The organism is Providencia sp. JGM181 (assembly GCF_018257375.1).
In the GTDB taxonomy this organism is placed as follows: Bacteria; Pseudomonadota; Gammaproteobacteria; order Enterobacterales; family Enterobacteriaceae; genus Providencia; species Providencia lanzhouensis.
In genome coordinates, this window is sequence record NZ_JAERJY010000027.1 from 1 (window position 1) to 16,106 (window position 16,106).

Sequence of the window (16,106 nt, forward strand, 5' to 3'; positions counted from 1 at the left end):
TGTATGCTGGGGCAGAAAAAGACAGTGACGGAAAATTAATTAGTTGGAAGCAGTTGAAACAAGAAGAATGGATTACAGGGCGGATAAGCGTCGATTTGGTGGGGGTTAAATTCAGGGGATTAGTCTTGGTGTTGTGGTTTTGATATAATAGAGTGGGGTTATATTATTATTTAAACCATCGAGATCACCTACCTGTGGGCGAAAAAATACCGCCACTGAGGGCGGTATCATGATTAGTTTGCAGGCGTTTATTCTAGTCGTTATCTAAATCCAATGAGTATTTATCAAACTTAACAATCTCTGCACCAAACCAATCATTAAGCTGCATCATCTTACTTTGTAGTGGGATAAGTTCATTACGAACAAATACCTTTGCGGCTTTCTCCACATCACCAAAGCCGCCTACGTTTTCAGGAATGATCCCCATGATTTGAGGGGGGACACGGTGCGCAGCTAACATATCATCACGACTCACATTCTTGATATTCAGAAACTCATCTTTTGCTGCTGCTTCCGACAAAGGGATAGTTTGAATACCGTCTTTCTTTCCCCCTGGTGCATACAAAAATAAATTACGGAAATTCCCTGGTCCTTTACTGCTTTTGAGGGCTTCACGAATTTTATCAACATCATCGGTTTTCTGTGCTGCATCACTGATGTACAAGATATAACCTGCGTGTGAACCATTCAGATAATATTTACGGCGAAACAGTGTTGATGCTTCATTGAGTAGCACGGATGGAATAGCGGCTAAGTATTCAGGCAGCCCGTAGATTTCTTGGTTAATATCAGGCTCAATTAGGTGATGCACTTTGCCAGTTTCAAATTCATAAGGCTTAGTATCATACCCCTGCTGTACAAACCAGTAGGTTTCTAAGTCTGCGCCTCGGCGTGTGAACTTAGCGGGGGTGTGTTTAAATGTTAATGCTTGCCCGAGTCGATTTTCTCGTAATTCTAAATAGCCATTGCCAAAGAGTAAAAAATCCAATCCCCAGCTATCAAAGGTTTGGCGGCTGAGGTATTTATTAGGAATGAATGTGCTTGTGAGAATATTACGTTTTACATAGATGGCACTACTGTGGTGAGGTGCAGCACGGAACGTCCGAGCAAGCCCATGAAAGCTAATCGGTGGCTCATAATAATTATCAATCTGCACACATTCTAAATAATCAAAAATCTCGCGCTTGTCTAACACCGGTATTGGGTCGCCAAAAGTGAACGCTTCCATTGATGCGTCATTGGTTGTCTGCGTCATATTCTGTGAATGACGTTTTTTATTTTTACGGCTCATTAAAATACCTCGACAATATTGTGATGGTTGCTGTTTTCACCGGTGATCGGTTCGTTATACAGAGCATGCATAGTTGCCCATGCTAAATCGGCATGGCTGGCTTCTTCACTGCGATCTGCTTCATACGTAGGGCGGTTGCCACTAGCGGTGGTTGCACGGCGAATAGCCATGAATGACTGGGTGATATCATTGCAACCGGCGTCATACTCAAGGCGATCATGACTAATCACGTCATACGCTTTGAGGACAAGGGCATTTTTTAAGGCTGGGTTATAAATAAATTCTTTCGCTGCGGGGAAAAATTCACGCACGTTTTGTAGGACTCCATGACCAATACCCGTAGAGTCGATGCCAATATATTGCACGTTGTAGCGTTCAGTTAGCTCTTTGATTGCATCGGATTGAGCGCGAAAATCCATGCCACGCCATTGATGGTGTTCAAGTATGCGAAATTTATCACCTTTGCGCATTGGCGGAGCGATAACTACACAGCCGGCACTATCCCCATTCTGGGTGCCTTTGGCGGGGTCGTAGCCAATCCAAACGGGGTGATAAGCATAAGGGCGTATCATCAATGGCTGAACGTCGTCCCAAATTTCCCAACTGTCCACCATGCATTTTTGCATTAACTGCAAGTTGAAAATGGACGCGATATCATCGACAAATTCACACATCAGTAAGTTTTCGAATTCATCGGGGCTGTACTCTAAATGCAGCTGGTCGATATCGAATAAGTTACAGCCGCCGCGCATGGCATCTTCAATGGTGACGATCTGCCGCCACTGCCCATCCCCACACATCATGCCGTTCACGAGAGTTTGATGATTGATATCAATCTCAACATGGTCAGCTTTACGACGCCCACGGTTAAATAATTTTCCTGACCAGAACGGATAAGCGCTATGGGTTAATGCGGATGGGGTTGAAAAGTAGGTTTGACGCCACTTCTTATGCATTGCCATGCCGGATGCGACTTTGCGTAATTCTTGAAATTTCGGTATCCAAAAGTATTCGTCAAGGTACAAGTTGCCGTGGTAGCTTTGTGCGGTACGGGCGTTAGTGCCGAGAAAATACAAGGTTGCGCCATTAGGCAAAACAATGGGGTCGCCTTTTAAGTCAACATCAACTTCACGCGCCATATCAATGATATAACCTTTGAATACATGCGCCTGAGCTTTACTTGCAGATAAAAATATTTGGTTTCGCCCAGTCGTGAGGGCATCCATAAAGGCTTCACGGGCAAAGAAGTAAGTCGCCCCAATTTGGCGTGATTTTAGGATGTTGCGAATGCGGTGTTTATGCCCTGCGCCGTACCAAACTTTCTGATACTCAAACATATTTTCACGAAAGATTTCTTCCAGTTTTTCAAGCTGTTCTTCGCTAAATAAATTCTTTTCAGGGGCGCGGCGCTCGCCTTTATTGCGATTGGCAAGTTTGGGATTTAAATCAACTTCATTACCGCCATTTTGGTATTTATGAATTTTGGCATGACGCTCAACTTGACGATAAAGTAAGTCGATTTCTTTAAAATCTTTACCCTCTTTATTTTCTTTGCTGAGTAGAGTACAAAGTCGCATTTCAAGCGTCATTTCTACGCGTTCAACGGGGGTGATCTCATCCCATTTATCACGTCGCTTCCAACTGTGAATGGTGGCGGATTTTTCGTTGAGCGCTTCGGCAATACGCGCAATCCTGTACCCTTTGAAGTACAGGTGCATGGCTCTTTTTCGTGGGTCAAAATCGTGTAATGTATTCATGCCGCCAGATTAATGACTCACACGAATTATCGCCTTGCCTCCGCATTGTGCCATTTCCCACACAATGGCAAATCATTGTTTCTTATCCCCCATCCCTGAAAACATAGGCTCATCTTTTTTACGATCATATACACACTCAATTGCCGGAGCCTGAGCAATGACAACAAAATCCAAGCCGGTGCGCCTTTGTGTTGAAGGGGCAACAACTGACGGTCGCAAGGTGCAGCGTCAATGGTTGACGGATATCGAACAAAATTATGACCCTAGCGTTTATGGCGCGCGAATCAATATGGAGCACTGGAATTATTCTTGGATGCCGCGATTCGGTGATGTGGAGTCGGTTTATACCGAGGAAATCAGTGAGGGTGCATTAGCAGGAAAATTAGCGCTGTATGGCGTTTTAAAGCCAACGCCAGAACTGATTGAAATGAACAAAAAACGCCAAAAGGTTTACACCTCTGTCGAAATTAACCCGAATTTCTCGGATATGGGCAGCGCGTATCTTGTGGGGTTAGCGGTGACTGATAACCCAGCTAGCCTTGGTACTAGCATGCTTGAATTTAGCGCTGGGGCTGATAAGGCGAATAATCTTTCTGACCGTAAGCAGGATAAAGATAACCTCTTTACGGCAGCGGAAGAAACGGTAATTGAATTTTCAGAAGTGGAAGAAACGCCTGAAAAAACAAGTCCAAGTCTAAAAGAACGTGTTTTTGCCATGCTTAGCCGTGCGCAGAAACGCAATGACGCGGAGCTTGACGATATTCATCAAGCCGTTGAACTGTGCGCGAAAGAGCAAACAGAAGCGGCACAAAAGCTTGCAACATTAGAGCGCGAAGTAAAAGCTCTCTCCGCAGTCAAGCAGCAAAATGAAACCCTGCGCAGTGAGTTGGAGCAACTCAAAACTGATTTAAGCCAGCAAGACAATAACACGCATCGCCCAATCTCTTTCGGCGGTGCTGGCACAAATACCGAAAACCTGACGGATTGCTAAACGGGAACAATAATGAGAAAAGAAACAAAAGTTAAATTTAACGGTTACATGACCCGCCTTGGTGAGATTTACGGTGTTCAGCCACAAGAGTTTGCAGCATCGAAAGTGGAAATTACTCCATCCGCGGCTCAAAAACTGGAAACCAAAATTCAGTTAAGCGCCGTCTTTCTGACCAAAATTAATATTGTGCCAGTGAAAGACCAAGTGGGCGAAAAAATCGGCATCGGTATTGGCTCAACTGTGGCAGGCACGACGGATACCACCAAGCAAGACCGTGAGCCGACAGATCCAACACAATTAGCCAAGCAAGGCTATCACTGCCGCCAAACGAATTTTGATACTGCTATCCGTTACGAAAAATTGGATATGTGGGCAATGTTTGAAGATTTCCAACGCCGTATCCGCGATGCCATTATTCAGCGCCAAGCCCTTGACCGCATCATGATTGGTTTTAATGGCACGAGCCGCGCGGCAACGTCAGACCGTAAAGTTAACAAGTTACTACAGGACGTTAATGTCGGTTGGTTACATAAAATCCGCCTTGAAGCCCCTGATCATGTTTTGGGTTCATCCACGGATAAAGACACCAACAAAATTACGCCTGAGCCAATCAAAGTGGGGATTGGTGAAGATTATGAGAACCTTGATGCGCTGGTTATGCAAGCCGTCGACCACGCCATTTCCGAAGTGTATGCCGATGATACTGATTTAGTGGTTATCTGTGGTCGCTCATTATTAGCGGATAAATATTTCCCAATCGTCAACCGTGACCAAGCCAATACAGAGGCTTTAGCTGCTGATGTGATTATCAGCCAAAAACGCCTCGGTGGTTTGCCAGCTGTGCGTGTGCCTTATTTCCCCAAAAATGGAATGCTTATCACGCGATTAGATAATTTATCTATTTACTGGCAAATCGAATCACGCCGTCGTCAAGTGGTTGATAACGCTAAACGTGACCGCATCGAAAACTACGAGTCAGTGAATGAAGATTACATTATTGAAGATTATGACTGCGTAGCGCTAATTGAAAACATCGAACTTACCAAAGGTAAGCAAGAGCCTGATGCACCAGCGGGTGATGATGCTGAGCAGAAAGCAAAAATGTTAGCGACAGCAGAAGAAAATACTGCGCTTAAAGCTGAGCTTGATGCTCTAAAAAAAGAGCTTGAGCAGAAAGAAAAAGCAGGGAAATAAGGGGTAAGTCGTGAACCCGTGGGAAAAAAAGCGCATGCAGGTGGAAGCAAAGAACGTCGGAGCGTATGGCGTTCTTGCTGACCCATCAGCAGCAACACAAGTTAAATTGATGTTGAGGCAGCACATGCGTGATTTGAGCAAAATTCAATCATTTGAGCGTAAAGCGGCATATAAGCGAAAAGCTTTGCCGTTGTATGAAACGTGGGTCACTGAAACGCTAAAAGGCAATTCAGGGGCGCAAGATGATGTATTGATGTATCTCATGTTGTGGTGTTTTGATGCGGGTGTGTATGAGCAAGGACTTGATATTGCTGAATATGCACTCAAGCACAATCTCACTATGCCGTCAGGTCAATCGCGCACAACAGGGTGCGCTATTGCCGAGGAAATGGGAGATAGAGCTAAAGAATCATACACCGCGAAGAATCCAATCCCACTGGATATCTTACAGCGCACAATGTCATTGATTGAGCATGAAGACATGCCAGATAAAGTGCGGGGTGAGTTACACAAATGGTTGGGTTATAGCTTACGGGATAATGACTTACCTCAGCCTGCACTTTGCGAATTAATGCGAGCGCTTGAGCTTAATGAGCGCTGCGGCGTGAAAAAAGACATTAGCAATATTGAAAAGTTTTTGTCTGCGAAAAACAGCGCAGACAGTTAAAGAACGTGCCAACGCGCAAGGCGGCGCGAGACTAGAAACTGGTTTTCGACATCTCGCCCACCGCCTACCTATTGAGGTGAGTTATGGATTTTGTTTCACCAGAACAGGTAAAAGAAAAAAATGAAGTATTAAAAAGTGATGATTTCTTTCCTGCCATCAATACCGCCGATTTTCGCGAACAAATGCGCGTAGATGGAACGGTCACACCACATCGTCTAATCAACAGCTTAAAAAATGCCATTATCGAAACCAATCGAGAGTTGTTGGAATGGAAAACGAAAGAAATTGGTTTCGGTTATCAGTCGCTTGAGAGTGTGCCTGCCAATAAAATTCATGAGGGAGAATCCTCAGAATCTGAGCTTGTTTATCTTTATCGCCGCGCGGTGTTTTGTAGTGCAAAAGCCAATATCACTGAGCGATATCGTGATATTGATACCACGCCTAGTGGTAATAAAAAAGCTGATGCGCTTGAACCAAATATTGATGATTTGCAACGTGATGCGTTATGGGCAATTCAGCGAATCAAGGGCGCAACACATAACATTGTTGAGCTGATATGAAGATTAGAACAATTCAAGGTGACACCGTTGACGCTATTTGTTGGCGATTTTACGGAAGAACGATGGGAATGACTGAAGCGGTTCTGTTAGCAAATCCTAACTTAGCAGAGCATGGTGCTGTTGTTCCCGCTGGAATATTAATTGATATGCCAGAAGTGACGTCAGAGCCAACGCGACCACTTTTACAGTTATGGGATTAAGTACATGTTTGATAAAGATCCGAATAGTTTCGGTCTGGTTCAGTGGTTGATGCTGCTCTTCATTTCCGCATGGGGAGGCGCTGTGAGATATATCATTGATATACGAAAAAATAATACCGCATGGAGCTGGGTAAATGCCTTAATGCAAGTTGTTGTGTCAGGGTTTGCTGGGCTTCTTGGTGGTCTTGGTGCTATCGAATCAGGAGCATCAGAATACATGATCATGATTTCATCGGGTGTTGCAGGCGCGATGGGAACTATGGCTTTAGATTTTTTCTGGTTGAAGTATACAGGGGTAAAGAGTGACAAAATTAAGTGAGCATTTCAATAGTGCAGAGTTTGCCTGTAAAGATGGGTGTGGCGCATCAGACGTTGATGCTGAGTTGGTTGGCGTGCTTGAGGATGTGAGAGCGCACTTTAACAAGCCGGTTTATGTTGTCAGTGGTCGTCGTTGTGCGAAGCATAATAAAGCCGTTGGTGGCGCTGAGCATTCTCAGCATCTTTTAGGTACGGCAGGGGATATCAAAGTAAAAGACGTTACACCGAAAGCCGTCGCTGATTATTTGGAGTCAAAATATCCGAGTAAATATGGTGTCGGACGCTACAAAACATTCACTCACATTGATGTTCGTAAAAATAAAGCACGCTGGGGAAGTAACTCATAATATGAAAAAGAGAGTGATTGGTTTTGTGGTCTTACTTGGTATAGCGTTAATTATCGCTGTGTTGGGCATGAAAAAAATAGATAAGCTGAATACTCAAATTGGTGGACTGCAAGAAGAAAATACGCAGTTAAAAACTGACGTAAGCAATCAATCTAAGGTTATTGCTGACCAATCACTTTCTTTTCATCGTGCAAATCAAATCAGTAGCGCAGCTTACCGGAACGGAATTATCCAACGTGCGAGCGCAGAGGAAAGAAAAATTGAATATAAAACCATCCTTAAAAAAGAGCCGAGCTGTGATCTGCCTGTTCCTAGGTTTATTTCTGACCGGTTGCTCAGTAACGCGTACCGTTTACGTGCCATCGCCATGCACACCAATACCGAAAACGCTAACGCAGCCAGTACCGCCATCACTACCGGACGGATTTTAACCTATTGCGATTTGGCATTGTGGGTTGATCCGCTACTTACCGATTTAGAGCAAGCAAATACCCAGCTTATGGCGATTGAGAAATTCGACGAGGAACGTGAGCATGAAAAAGTTAACTAGCTTGCGGGACTACTTAGATAGCAAAATCCCATTTCTTCACAAAAACCCAGAAAAGCTCTACATGTTTGTTGAGAATGGACGCATTATTTCGACAATAGCGACAACGCCAAGTTTTGAATATGAATATACGGCGAATATCATTATTGAGGGCTATAAAGGTGATCAGAATGTTTTGATTGCAGTCGTGAATGATTGGCTGGTAAAGCATCAACATGATATTTCAGCGAATCCAACCAAGCGATATCAAGATTTTAAGTTTGAAGCTGTTATTTTAGATAATGAAACCGCGGATATTAGTATCGACCTAAATCTTACAGAGCGAGTGCTAGCCATCGATAACGAGGGCAAATGGGTTGTTGAGTCTATTTCTGAGCCGGCAAATCCATTCGATGAATGGAAAACAGAGCGATGAGTGACGATACATTACGTAAGCTTGATAGCGAGTTAGGCGCTTTAATCAGCCGTATGTCTGCAAATCAGCGCCGACAGCTGGCTAAAGAAATCACGCGTGACTTGCGCCGATCTCAAATAAAGCGCATCCAGCAACAAAAAAATCCAGACGGTAGTGCGTACACAAAAAGAAAAGCCAGCTTTGTCACGGTGCAGCGTGAAATTCAATTCATGTGGCGAGGTCAGAAGCGTACATTGCGTAATTGGCGTGGAAACTCAAAGACGATTACAGGACAAGATGCGGATAAAAAATCCCAGCGCTCATTTCGTAAATCGGATATTCAGCGCTATATCAGCGTCAAAAAAGACAAAATCAGTACAGAGCGAAAAACTAAGCAAACTCGCATGTTTAAAAAACTGGCAACCGCCCGTTTTTTGCGGATGTATAACAGCGATAAAGAAGCCGTTATTTACTTTTTACCCTCCGCGGGAAATATTGCTGGTGTGCATCAATTTGGATTAACAGAACGAATTGGACGAGCGCAAATTACCTATCCTTCACGTCAATTACTTGGGCTTACGCCGCAAGAAGTCACTCACATCGAAAACCAAATTATTGATTTTCTGACACGATAATTTGTGCCACTAATCAAACAAACCACACTTACTGAACACTTGCGCCATTAATGGCAGGCTTAAGAAAATGAATTTCTTGAGGTTGCTATGAGTAAATACATCCCCTTTATTCCTGCTTTAGTCGTTATTCTTTACTCTCTGATTGCCTTTTTTGATAACACTGCTGGAAGTTTTATTGCTGTACTCATATTGAATACGGTGATTTCTTTTTATGCCTTCTGGTTATTAATGAACTATCTGCCATTTCTAGGGAGCCAAACGAAGCCCTATAAATTAGACGGTTTCCCTCTGAGTCTTGTCCCTATGGATAACGCCGTTTATCGCTATGTCAATGCATTAAATTTACTTGCTTTGCTAGCTTTAACGCTTATTGGTCAATGGTTTTTAGTCCCGTTATTTACCTGTTTAGGCTGCTGGCAACACTTAGTTCGCCAATTGCTTTTAAATGCCATTTCACAAGAGAAATAACGCGCTATGTCCGCTGATATTTATCGCTTAATCCGAAATCTGATCCGTATTGGTGTTGTCACCGCCGTTGATGCAAAGAAAGGGTGCCGCGTAAAAACAGGCGACTTAGAAACGGGATGGCTTAACTGGATAACATTGCGTGCCGGCAGCACGCGCACAATGAATGCGCCGAGCATTGGTGAGCAAGTGATTATCTTAGCCATCGGTGGTGAGTTAACGACGGCATTTGTATTAACGGGTATTTTCTCTAATGAGCATTTGGAGCCTACTGATTCATTGACGGCAGACCATCGCACCTATTCCGACGGCGCAGTTATTGAATATGAGCCAGCCACGGGCGCGTTGAAAGCGACTGGTATCACAACCGCACACATTGAAGCCAGTGAGCAAGTTAGCGCGATAACGCAAGTGGTTATCGTTGATGCCGCTAAGCAAATCAATCTCAATACTCCAAATGTTATTTGCTCGGATAATTTAACGTGCGCTACGTTGAACGTAACCAAGGGCGGAGAAATGACCGGTGATATTACGCATAAAGGTGGCAAGTTTTCATCAAATGGCATTGTTGTTGATGAGCATAATCACGGTGGTGTTGAGCGCGGCGGTAGCAGAACGGATGGTCCAAAATGAAATATCAGGGTATGAGTCGAATCGACGGCACGGCGATTTCAGATATTGAGCATATCCGCCAGTCAGTCAGGGATATTTTGATCACGCCTATTGGCTCGCGTGTCATTCGTCGTACCTATGGCTCATTACTATCAGAGTTAATTGATCAGCCGCAAAACCCAGCATTGAAACTGCAATTGATGTCAGCCTGCTATACCGCATTGATGAAGTGGGAACCGCGTATTTTATTAACCCGCATCGGGTTAAGTAGTACAGAAGCCGCAAAGCTAATAATTGATGTCGAAGCAATTGAGCAAGACTCAAATCAGCCAATTAACTTTTCTGTCGATGTGGGGCGATGATGGCAAACAGTATTGATATAAGTTTATTACCGGCACCGGATGTTATTGAAGTGCTCGATGTTGAAGTGATATTTGCTGAGCGAAAAGCGGCATTAATTGCCGCTATGCCACCGGAGCAACGTGAAGTAGTCGCCAGAACGTTAGAGTTTGAGTCAGAGCCGCTAACAAAACTACTGCAAGAGAACAGCTACCGTGAGTTGATTTTACGCCAGCGTGTGAATGAAGCAGCCCGCGCAAGTATGGTGGCTTTCGCTACGGGAGCAGACCTTGATCAGCTTGCAGCTAATAACGGCGTGAAAAGATTGGTCCTATTTAAAGGGGATGAAACAGCAATCCCACCCATTCCGCCAGTTTATGAGTCTGATTCTGATTTGAGAATGCGCATCCCAGAAGCCTTTGAGGGATTGAGTGTTGCGGGTCCGGTTGGGAGTTATGCCTACCACGCTCGCAGTGCAGATGGTCGCGTTGCTGATGCCTCAGTGATTAGTCCATCCCCCGCTTGTGTGACAGTGACGGTTTTGTCGCGGGAGGGTAATGGTGTCGCGCCGGCGGATTTAATTGAAATCGTTGATGTAGCTTTAAATGATGAAGATGTGCGCCCTGTTGCTGATCGAGTGACCGTGCAGTCTGCTGAAATTGTTGATTATGAAATCGTCGCGAAAATTTATTGTTATCCATCCCCTGAATACGAGCCGATTATGGAAGCGGCAGAAGCACAACTAAAACACTATACCAACCAACAGCACCGGTTAGGGCGCGATATTGTGTTGAGCGCGATTTATGCCGCTTTGCATGTTCAAGGTGTGCAACGTGTTGAGCTGATTTCACCAAAGGCAGATATCAAACTCGATAAGACGCAAGCCAGTTTTTGTACTGGCATAAATGTTGAGCTGGGTGGCTCGGATGAATAGCCGTTTACTGCCAGTTGGGTCGTCAGCCTTAGAGCTTGCCGCTGGGAAGGCTTTAGCTGAAATAGAACGGGTGCCGATCCCCATTCGTATTCTCTGGAATCCTGATAAATGTCCGGTGCATTTGCTGCCGTATCTGGCATGGGCATTCAGTGTTGACCGGTGGGATAAAAACTGGACAGAGAAAGCCAAGCGCGACGCGATTAAGGCGGCAATGTTTATTCATAAACACAAAGGCACAATCGGCGCTCTACGCCGTGTTGTTGAGCCATTGGGTTATTTGATCCGTGTGATTGAGTGGTGGAAAACCAACGAAACCGCCGGCACTTTTCGCCTAGATATCGGAGTGCTGGAAACTGGTATTACTGAGGAAATGTATCGAGAGCTAGAAGCGCTTATTTTCGATGCAAAGCCAGCAAGCCGGCACCTCGTCGGGCTAACTATTCAGCTTGAAACCAAAGGCAATATTTTTTGTGCAGCGGCGAGTTATGGCGGGGATGAACTGACGGTTTATCCATACACGCCAGATGTAATTAGTGTTGGCGGCGTTATTTCCACAGGGGCAGCAGTCCATGTTATTGATGAAATGAGGGTTACTCTCCAATGAAATATTTTGCATTGCTCACTACCTATGGTGAGAAAGTGCTTGCAGAGGCGACAGCCCTCGGCACAAAAATTGAATTGACACATATGTCAGTTGGTGATGGTGGCGGCTCATTGCCGGCACCGGATACCAAGCAAACGAAACTCATTAATGAACGCCGTAAGGCGGCGATTAATACCTTGTTCATTGACCCGTTAAACCCGAATCAAATCATTGCAGAACAGGTTATTCCTGAGAATGAGGGCGGTTGGTGGATCCGTGAAATTGGGCTATTTGATAAATCAGGTGCATTGGTTGCTGTTGCAAACTGCCCAGAAACTTATAAGCCGCTTTTAGTCGAGGGGTCGGGGCGTACTCAAACCATTCGCGTTGTTCTTATTGTCAGCCATACCGAATCTGTCACGCTTAAAATTGATCCGACAGTAGTATTAGCAACACGTAAGTATGTTGATGATGCTATTGAAGTTTTAGATAAAAGAATCAAGGCGTTGACAGCGAAAGATGTTGGGGCAGTGCCGGCGACTGATGTTGTTCAAAGTACAGGGCAATCAACAAATCAGGTCATGAGCCAAAAGGCGTCGACTACCGCGATAGCAGATGCGAAAAAAGCAGGAACGGATGCGCAGAGTACAGCAAACTCCGCCGTCAGTGCGGCAAAAAATGCACAATCTACAGCAGATAGTGCAAACACTAATGCTAACAACAGAGTGCCATCATCTAGTATTGTTCAAATCACAGGGCAATCAACCAGTCAGATCATGAGCCAAAAGGCTGTTACTGACGCTGTAGCGAGCGCAAAAAAAGCGGGAACAGATGCACAGACTACGGCTAACTCAGCCGTCAGTGCTGCAAGTGCTGCTCAATCTACGGCTAATACTGCAAAATCCGCGGCAGATAGTGCAAACACCAATGCCAACAACAGAGTGCCATCATCTAGCATTGTTCAGACTACAGGGCAATCAACGTCTCAGATCATGAGTCAGAAGGCTGTTACTGAGGCATTACAAAGTGCAGTTAATCTCAATACTATCTACCCTGTCGGTATTGTTGTGTGGTTTGCTCAAAATAAAAATCCCAACACGCTATTTCCTAACACTAAATGGCAGTATATCGGTGAAAATAAAACTATACGCTTAGCTAAAGCGGATGGCAGTAATATTCTTCAATCGGGTGGTAAAGATAGCATTACGCTTGTGGCTGGACAATTGCCTGTGCATGCTCATAGTTTCAGTGCGACGACCAGTTCAGCCGGTGGGCATAATCATAATCGAGGCTCGATGGAGATTGATGGTCAGTTTGCAGCTGTAAGGCGAGGCGGTAATCAGAATAACACTCTTTCAGGGGCGTTTACTGCACGAACAAACTGGAATGCAGGTACCAGTTATGGTGGGGGGGATGATGCAGGCGGATTATGGACATTTAAAGGGTCTAGTGGTTGGTCAGGGGTAACATCTGATAGCGGTGTTCATACCCATACAATTTCAGGCACCACTGGTAATGCTGGCTCAGGTTCAGCTATCGATATCACGAACGCCTTTATCACTCTAATGGGTTGGTACCGCATCTCTTAAGGATTGTAAATGGAAACAATTAAACTCTATCACTATGATAATTTTACCGGTGAATTTCAGAATGCTACGGAGCCTTACGACGGGTCTGAAATTCCGCCATTTTCGACAGAAAAGAAGCCGTTAAAAGATAAGCTTGGGTATGCATGTGTCTTTAAAGATAATAAGTGGGTATACATTGAGGATCATCGAGGCGGAGAATATTACAGCACATTGAATGCATCTCTGTTTGTGATTAATGAATTAGGTGCATTGCCTGAAAATGTCACGGCTATTAAGCCAAATAGCTGGGATGATGTGTGGGATGGTAATCAATGGATACCAAAGCCGCCACCATCAAAAGAAGAGCTTATTGCTGACGCGGAGCAGAAAAAGCAATTACTTGCTGATGGAGCTGAAAAAAATATCACGATTTTAGAGCGTAAAGTACGCTTAGGCATGGCAACAGATGAAGAAAAAGATTTATTGATCGCATGGGAAATCTACAGCGTCAAGGTTGCAGATGTAGACACGTCACAAGCCCCAGATATTGATTGGGGTGTTAAGCCAGAATAATTATTACAAGCCCCATATGGGGCTTTGTTTCATTTCTCACACAATCCCCATTCCGTGCATTTCACTTATCCCACATCCAGAATTGAACTATTGCAAAATAGAGGACGCTAGTAATGGCTCAAGATTATCACCACGGCGTGCGAGTCGTCGAACTGAACGAGGGTACGCGCCCTATCCGCACCATTAATACAGCTATCGCCGGCATGGTTTGTACTGCCGATGATGCTGATGCCAAATATTTTCCACTCAATACACCGGTTTTAATTACTGATGTGATGGATGCTGCGGGAAAAGCAGGAGATACCGGAACGTTAGCCCGTGCGTTAGAAGCAATCGGAAATCAATCAAAGCCGGTGACGGTTGTTGTCCGTGTTGAGCAAGGTGAAACCGAAGCGGAAACCACATCAAATATTATTGGCGGGTCAACAGCGGAAGGACGCAAAACAGGCTTGCAAGCGTTAACCGTCGCGCAAAGCCGTGTGGGTGTGAAGCCGCGCATTATTGCTGTGCCGGGTCATGACACACAAGCCGTTTCAGCATCACTGGCGGGCATCGCTCAAAAGATGCGAGCTATGGCATATATCAGCGCTTATGGCTGTAAGACGGTATCAGAGGCAATTGAGTATCGTCAGAATTTTAGCCAGCGCGAACTTATGTTGATTTACCCAGAATTTCAAGGCTGGGACACAGTCGCTAATGCAGAAAGTAATATCTATGCAACGGCAACGGCATTGGGGTTACGTGCAAAAATCGACAATGAGATGGGCTGGCATAAAACGTTATCTAACGTAGGGGTCAATGGTGTCACGGGTATTTCTGCCGATGTGTCATGGGACTTGCAAGACCCAGCCACGGATGCGGGCTTACTTAACGAAAACGATATTACGACACTGATCCGTAATGATGGATTTAGATTCTGGGGGTCTCGCACTTGTTCCGATGATCCATTATTTGCCTTTGAATCTTACACGCGTACCGCACAAGTGCTGGCAGATACCATCGCAGAAGGGCAGGCATGGGCGGTTGACAAGCCACTGACACCAACGCTAGTGAAAGACATTATCGACGGTATCAACGCGAAATTACGCGCCATGACAAACCAAGGGTATTTGTTGGGTGGTGAGTGTTGGTTTGATGAAAAAATCAACGTAAAAGAAGAGTTGAAGAGTGGCAAAGCCTATCTTGATTATGACTATACGCCAGTTGCACCACTCGAAAACTTATTGTTGCGCCAGCGGATCACTGATCGCTATTTGTTAGATTTCAGCTCAAAAATTAAGGGGTAGTCATGGCGTTACCACGCAAGTTTAAACACATGAACATCTTTAATGATGGTCAAAATTACATGGGTATTGCCGAGGAAGTCACTTTACCCAAACTGACTCGTAAATTTGAAGCGTATCGCGGCGGCGGCATGAATGGCTCAGCTCAAATTGATATGGGGCTGGATGATGGCGCGTTGGATATGGAGATTACTCTTGGCGGGATGGAGGCTCAAATCTACCGCCAGTGGGGAATTGAAACTATTGACGGTGTTCAACTGCGATTTAATGGGTCAATCCAACGTGATGATATTGGGGAAGTCCACGCAGTTGAAATCGTCGTGCGTGGTCGATACAGCGAAATTGACGCCGGTAACGTGAAAGAGGGGGATAACTCTCAAACCAAACTGAGCGTAAAACCGACTTATTTCCGACTGGAAATGAACGGTGAAAAGCTGATTGAAATCGACATTATCAACATGATTGAGATCGTCGGTGGTGTTGACCGCATGGCGGCGCATCGTGAAGCATTAGGGCTATAAGGTAAAAGTAAATGACTGAACAAAAAGAAAATACTCACATCACCGTGACATTAGATGAACCGTTGACCCGTGGTGAAACGACGATCACTGAAATTATTGTGCGTAAACCTAATTCAGGTGCATTACGCGGTGTTCGTCTTGCGGCATTAATGGAAATGGATGTTGATTCAGCGATGTTGGTTTTACCTCGCGTCACGGCACCGGCACTAACCAAGCCTGAACTTATCCTCATGAATCCAGCAGACATGCTGAATTTGACCAAGGAGTTAGTGCTTTTTTTGCTACCGAAATCGGTGACTTCCGATTTCCAGAACGACTAACCGTTGA

At 44.9% G+C, this 16,106-nt stretch carries 22 protein-coding genes; 20 read left to right on the top strand and 2 right to left on the bottom strand.

Annotated elements, in window-relative coordinates:
- Nucleotides 1-253: 253 nt before the first annotated feature.
- Nucleotides 254-1,291, bottom strand: a complete 1,038-nt coding sequence (locus JK188_RS05825) for a phage portal protein (protein WP_154634158.1) — start codon at nt 1,289-1,291, stop codon at nt 254-256.
- Nucleotides 1,291-3,048 (bottom strand): terminase ATPase subunit family protein, encoded by a 1,758-nt coding sequence (locus tag JK188_RS05830; protein WP_154634159.1) that lies wholly within the window; start codon nt 3,046-3,048, stop codon nt 1,291-1,293. Before JK188_RS05830 ends, JK188_RS05825 begins: the two co-directional genes overlap by 1 nt.
- A 157-nt stretch (nt 3,049-3,205) precedes the next feature.
- Here JK188_RS05830 and JK188_RS05835 point away from each other — a divergent pair, with 157 nt between their 5' ends.
- The 20 genes from JK188_RS05835 (at nt 3,206) to JK188_RS05930 (ending at nt 16,099) form a co-directional block, all read left to right on the top strand.
- Nucleotides 3,206-4,039: a GPO family capsid scaffolding protein gene (locus tag JK188_RS05835; RefSeq protein WP_154634160.1), complete on the top strand. Its 834-nt coding sequence runs from the start codon at nt 3,206-3,208 to the stop codon at nt 4,037-4,039.
- Between the two features lie 12 nt (nt 4,040-4,051).
- Nucleotides 4,052-5,233: a phage major capsid protein, P2 family gene (locus JK188_RS05840; RefSeq protein WP_154634161.1), complete on the top strand. Its 1,182-nt coding sequence runs from the start codon at nt 4,052-4,054 to the stop codon at nt 5,231-5,233.
- A gap of 10 nt (nt 5,234-5,243) precedes the next feature.
- Nucleotides 5,244-5,900, top strand: a complete 657-nt coding sequence (gene gpM / locus JK188_RS05845; RefSeq protein WP_230085047.1) for a phage terminase small subunit — start codon at nt 5,244-5,246, stop codon at nt 5,898-5,900.
- An 83-nt stretch (nt 5,901-5,983) separates the two neighbouring features.
- Nucleotides 5,984-6,460, top strand: a complete 477-nt coding sequence (locus JK188_RS05850) for a head completion/stabilization protein (RefSeq protein ID WP_154634162.1) — start codon at nt 5,984-5,986, stop codon at nt 6,458-6,460.
- Complete coding sequence (locus JK188_RS05855; RefSeq protein WP_119246403.1) at nt 6,457-6,660, top strand: tail protein X; 204 nt, start codon at nt 6,457-6,459, stop codon at nt 6,658-6,660. Before JK188_RS05850 ends, JK188_RS05855 begins: the two co-directional genes overlap by 4 nt.
- 4 nt (nt 6,661-6,664) lie before the next feature.
- On the top strand, nt 6,665-6,979 hold the full coding sequence (locus JK188_RS05860) for a phage holin family protein (protein ID WP_006816440.1): 315 nt from the start codon (nt 6,665-6,667) through the stop codon (nt 6,977-6,979).
- The gene (locus JK188_RS05865) at nt 6,963-7,325 is read left to right on the top strand and encodes a D-Ala-D-Ala carboxypeptidase family metallohydrolase (RefSeq protein WP_211887651.1); all 363 of its coding nucleotides are present in this window, start codon (nt 6,963-6,965) and stop codon (nt 7,323-7,325) included. The genes JK188_RS05860 and JK188_RS05865 overlap by 17 nt, the downstream gene beginning before the upstream one ends.
- A 1-nt stretch (nt 7,326) precedes the next feature.
- The gene (locus tag JK188_RS05870) at nt 7,327-7,875 is read left to right on the top strand and encodes a DUF2570 domain-containing protein (protein WP_211887653.1); all 549 of its coding nucleotides are present in this window, start codon (nt 7,327-7,329) and stop codon (nt 7,873-7,875) included.
- Complete coding sequence (locus JK188_RS05875) at nt 7,859-8,287, top strand: phage tail protein (RefSeq protein ID WP_154634164.1); 429 nt, start codon at nt 7,859-7,861, stop codon at nt 8,285-8,287. Before JK188_RS05870 ends, JK188_RS05875 begins: the two co-directional genes overlap by 17 nt.
- Nucleotides 8,284-8,901 (top strand): phage virion morphogenesis protein, encoded by a 618-nt coding sequence (locus JK188_RS05880; RefSeq protein ID WP_154634165.1) that lies wholly within the window; start codon nt 8,284-8,286, stop codon nt 8,899-8,901. The genes JK188_RS05875 and JK188_RS05880 overlap by 4 nt, the downstream gene beginning before the upstream one ends.
- Nucleotides 8,902-8,988: 87 nt before the next feature.
- The gene (locus JK188_RS05885; protein ID WP_154634166.1) at nt 8,989-9,369 is read left to right on the top strand and encodes a hypothetical protein; all 381 of its coding nucleotides are present in this window, start codon (nt 8,989-8,991) and stop codon (nt 9,367-9,369) included.
- 6 nt (nt 9,370-9,375) lie between these two features.
- On the top strand, nt 9,376-9,999 hold the full coding sequence (locus JK188_RS05890; RefSeq protein WP_211887655.1) for a phage baseplate assembly protein V: 624 nt from the start codon (nt 9,376-9,378) through the stop codon (nt 9,997-9,999).
- Nucleotides 9,996-10,340, top strand: coding sequence for a GPW/gp25 family protein (locus JK188_RS05895; protein ID WP_154634168.1), 345 nt, complete (start codon nt 9,996-9,998; stop codon nt 10,338-10,340). The genes JK188_RS05890 and JK188_RS05895 overlap by 4 nt, the downstream gene beginning before the upstream one ends.
- A complete protein-coding gene (locus JK188_RS05900) occupies nt 10,337-11,251 on the top strand; it encodes a baseplate assembly protein (protein WP_442959112.1) in 915 nt (304 codons plus the stop codon). The genes JK188_RS05895 and JK188_RS05900 overlap by 4 nt, the downstream gene beginning before the upstream one ends.
- A complete protein-coding gene (locus JK188_RS05905; protein ID WP_154634170.1) occupies nt 11,244-11,855 on the top strand; it encodes a phage tail protein I in 612 nt (203 codons plus the stop codon). Before JK188_RS05900 ends, JK188_RS05905 begins: the two co-directional genes overlap by 8 nt.
- Nucleotides 11,852-13,423, top strand: coding sequence for a phage tail protein (locus JK188_RS05910; RefSeq protein ID WP_154634171.1), 1,572 nt, complete (start codon nt 11,852-11,854; stop codon nt 13,421-13,423). The genes JK188_RS05905 and JK188_RS05910 overlap by 4 nt, the downstream gene beginning before the upstream one ends.
- 9 nt (nt 13,424-13,432) lie before the next feature.
- On the top strand, nt 13,433-13,975 hold the full coding sequence (locus JK188_RS05915) for a tail fiber assembly protein (protein ID WP_154634172.1): 543 nt from the start codon (nt 13,433-13,435) through the stop codon (nt 13,973-13,975).
- Between the two features lie 113 nt (nt 13,976-14,088).
- Nucleotides 14,089-15,261 (top strand): phage tail sheath protein, encoded by a 1,173-nt coding sequence (locus tag JK188_RS05920; protein WP_154634173.1) that lies wholly within the window; start codon nt 14,089-14,091, stop codon nt 15,259-15,261.
- 2 nt (nt 15,262-15,263) lie between these two features.
- The gene (locus tag JK188_RS05925; RefSeq protein WP_006816452.1) at nt 15,264-15,779 is read left to right on the top strand and encodes a phage major tail tube protein; all 516 of its coding nucleotides are present in this window, start codon (nt 15,264-15,266) and stop codon (nt 15,777-15,779) included.
- 11 nt (nt 15,780-15,790) lie between these two features.
- Complete coding sequence (locus JK188_RS05930; protein ID WP_006816451.1) at nt 15,791-16,099, top strand: phage tail assembly protein; 309 nt, start codon at nt 15,791-15,793, stop codon at nt 16,097-16,099.
- The last annotated feature ends 7 nt before the right edge of the window (nt 16,100-16,106 follow it).

Coding starts and splice junctions, on each gene's coding strand:
- JK188_RS05830 (WP_154634159.1), bottom strand. CDS start 3,048: ATGAATACATTACACGATTTTGACCCACGAAAAAGAGCCATGCACCTG.
- JK188_RS05920 (WP_154634173.1), top strand. CDS start 14,089: ATGGCTCAAGATTATCACCACGGCGTGCGAGTCGTCGAACTGAACGAG.
- JK188_RS05840 (WP_154634161.1), top strand. CDS start 4,052: ATGAGAAAAGAAACAAAAGTTAAATTTAACGGTTACATGACCCGCCTT.
- JK188_RS05885 (WP_154634166.1), top strand. CDS start 8,989: ATGAGTAAATACATCCCCTTTATTCCTGCTTTAGTCGTTATTCTTTAC.
- JK188_RS05870 (WP_211887653.1), top strand. CDS start 7,327: ATGAAAAAGAGAGTGATTGGTTTTGTGGTCTTACTTGGTATAGCGTTA.
- JK188_RS05835 (WP_154634160.1), top strand. CDS start 3,206: ATGACAACAAAATCCAAGCCGGTGCGCCTTTGTGTTGAAGGGGCAACA.
- JK188_RS05890 (WP_211887655.1), top strand. CDS start 9,376: ATGTCCGCTGATATTTATCGCTTAATCCGAAATCTGATCCGTATTGGT.
- JK188_RS05850 (WP_154634162.1), top strand. CDS start 5,984: ATGGATTTTGTTTCACCAGAACAGGTAAAAGAAAAAAATGAAGTATTA.
- JK188_RS05860 (WP_006816440.1), top strand. CDS start 6,665: ATGTTTGATAAAGATCCGAATAGTTTCGGTCTGGTTCAGTGGTTGATG.
- JK188_RS05875 (WP_154634164.1), top strand. CDS start 7,859: ATGAAAAAGTTAACTAGCTTGCGGGACTACTTAGATAGCAAAATCCCA.
- JK188_RS05915 (WP_154634172.1), top strand. CDS start 13,433: ATGGAAACAATTAAACTCTATCACTATGATAATTTTACCGGTGAATTT.
- JK188_RS05880 (WP_154634165.1), top strand. CDS start 8,284: ATGAGTGACGATACATTACGTAAGCTTGATAGCGAGTTAGGCGCTTTA.
- JK188_RS05910 (WP_154634171.1), top strand. CDS start 11,852: ATGAAATATTTTGCATTGCTCACTACCTATGGTGAGAAAGTGCTTGCA.
- JK188_RS05855 (WP_119246403.1), top strand. CDS start 6,457: ATGAAGATTAGAACAATTCAAGGTGACACCGTTGACGCTATTTGTTGG.
- JK188_RS05905 (WP_154634170.1), top strand. CDS start 11,244: ATGAATAGCCGTTTACTGCCAGTTGGGTCGTCAGCCTTAGAGCTTGCC.
- JK188_RS05900 (WP_442959112.1), top strand. CDS start 10,337: ATGATGGCAAACAGTATTGATATAAGTTTATTACCGGCACCGGATGTT.
- JK188_RS05895 (WP_154634168.1), top strand. CDS start 9,996: ATGAAATATCAGGGTATGAGTCGAATCGACGGCACGGCGATTTCAGAT.
- JK188_RS05925 (WP_006816452.1), top strand. CDS start 15,264: ATGGCGTTACCACGCAAGTTTAAACACATGAACATCTTTAATGATGGT.
- JK188_RS05825 (WP_154634158.1), bottom strand. CDS start 1,291: ATGAGCCGTAAAAATAAAAAACGTCATTCACAGAATATGACGCAGACA.
- JK188_RS05930 (WP_006816451.1), top strand. CDS start 15,791: ATGACTGAACAAAAAGAAAATACTCACATCACCGTGACATTAGATGAA.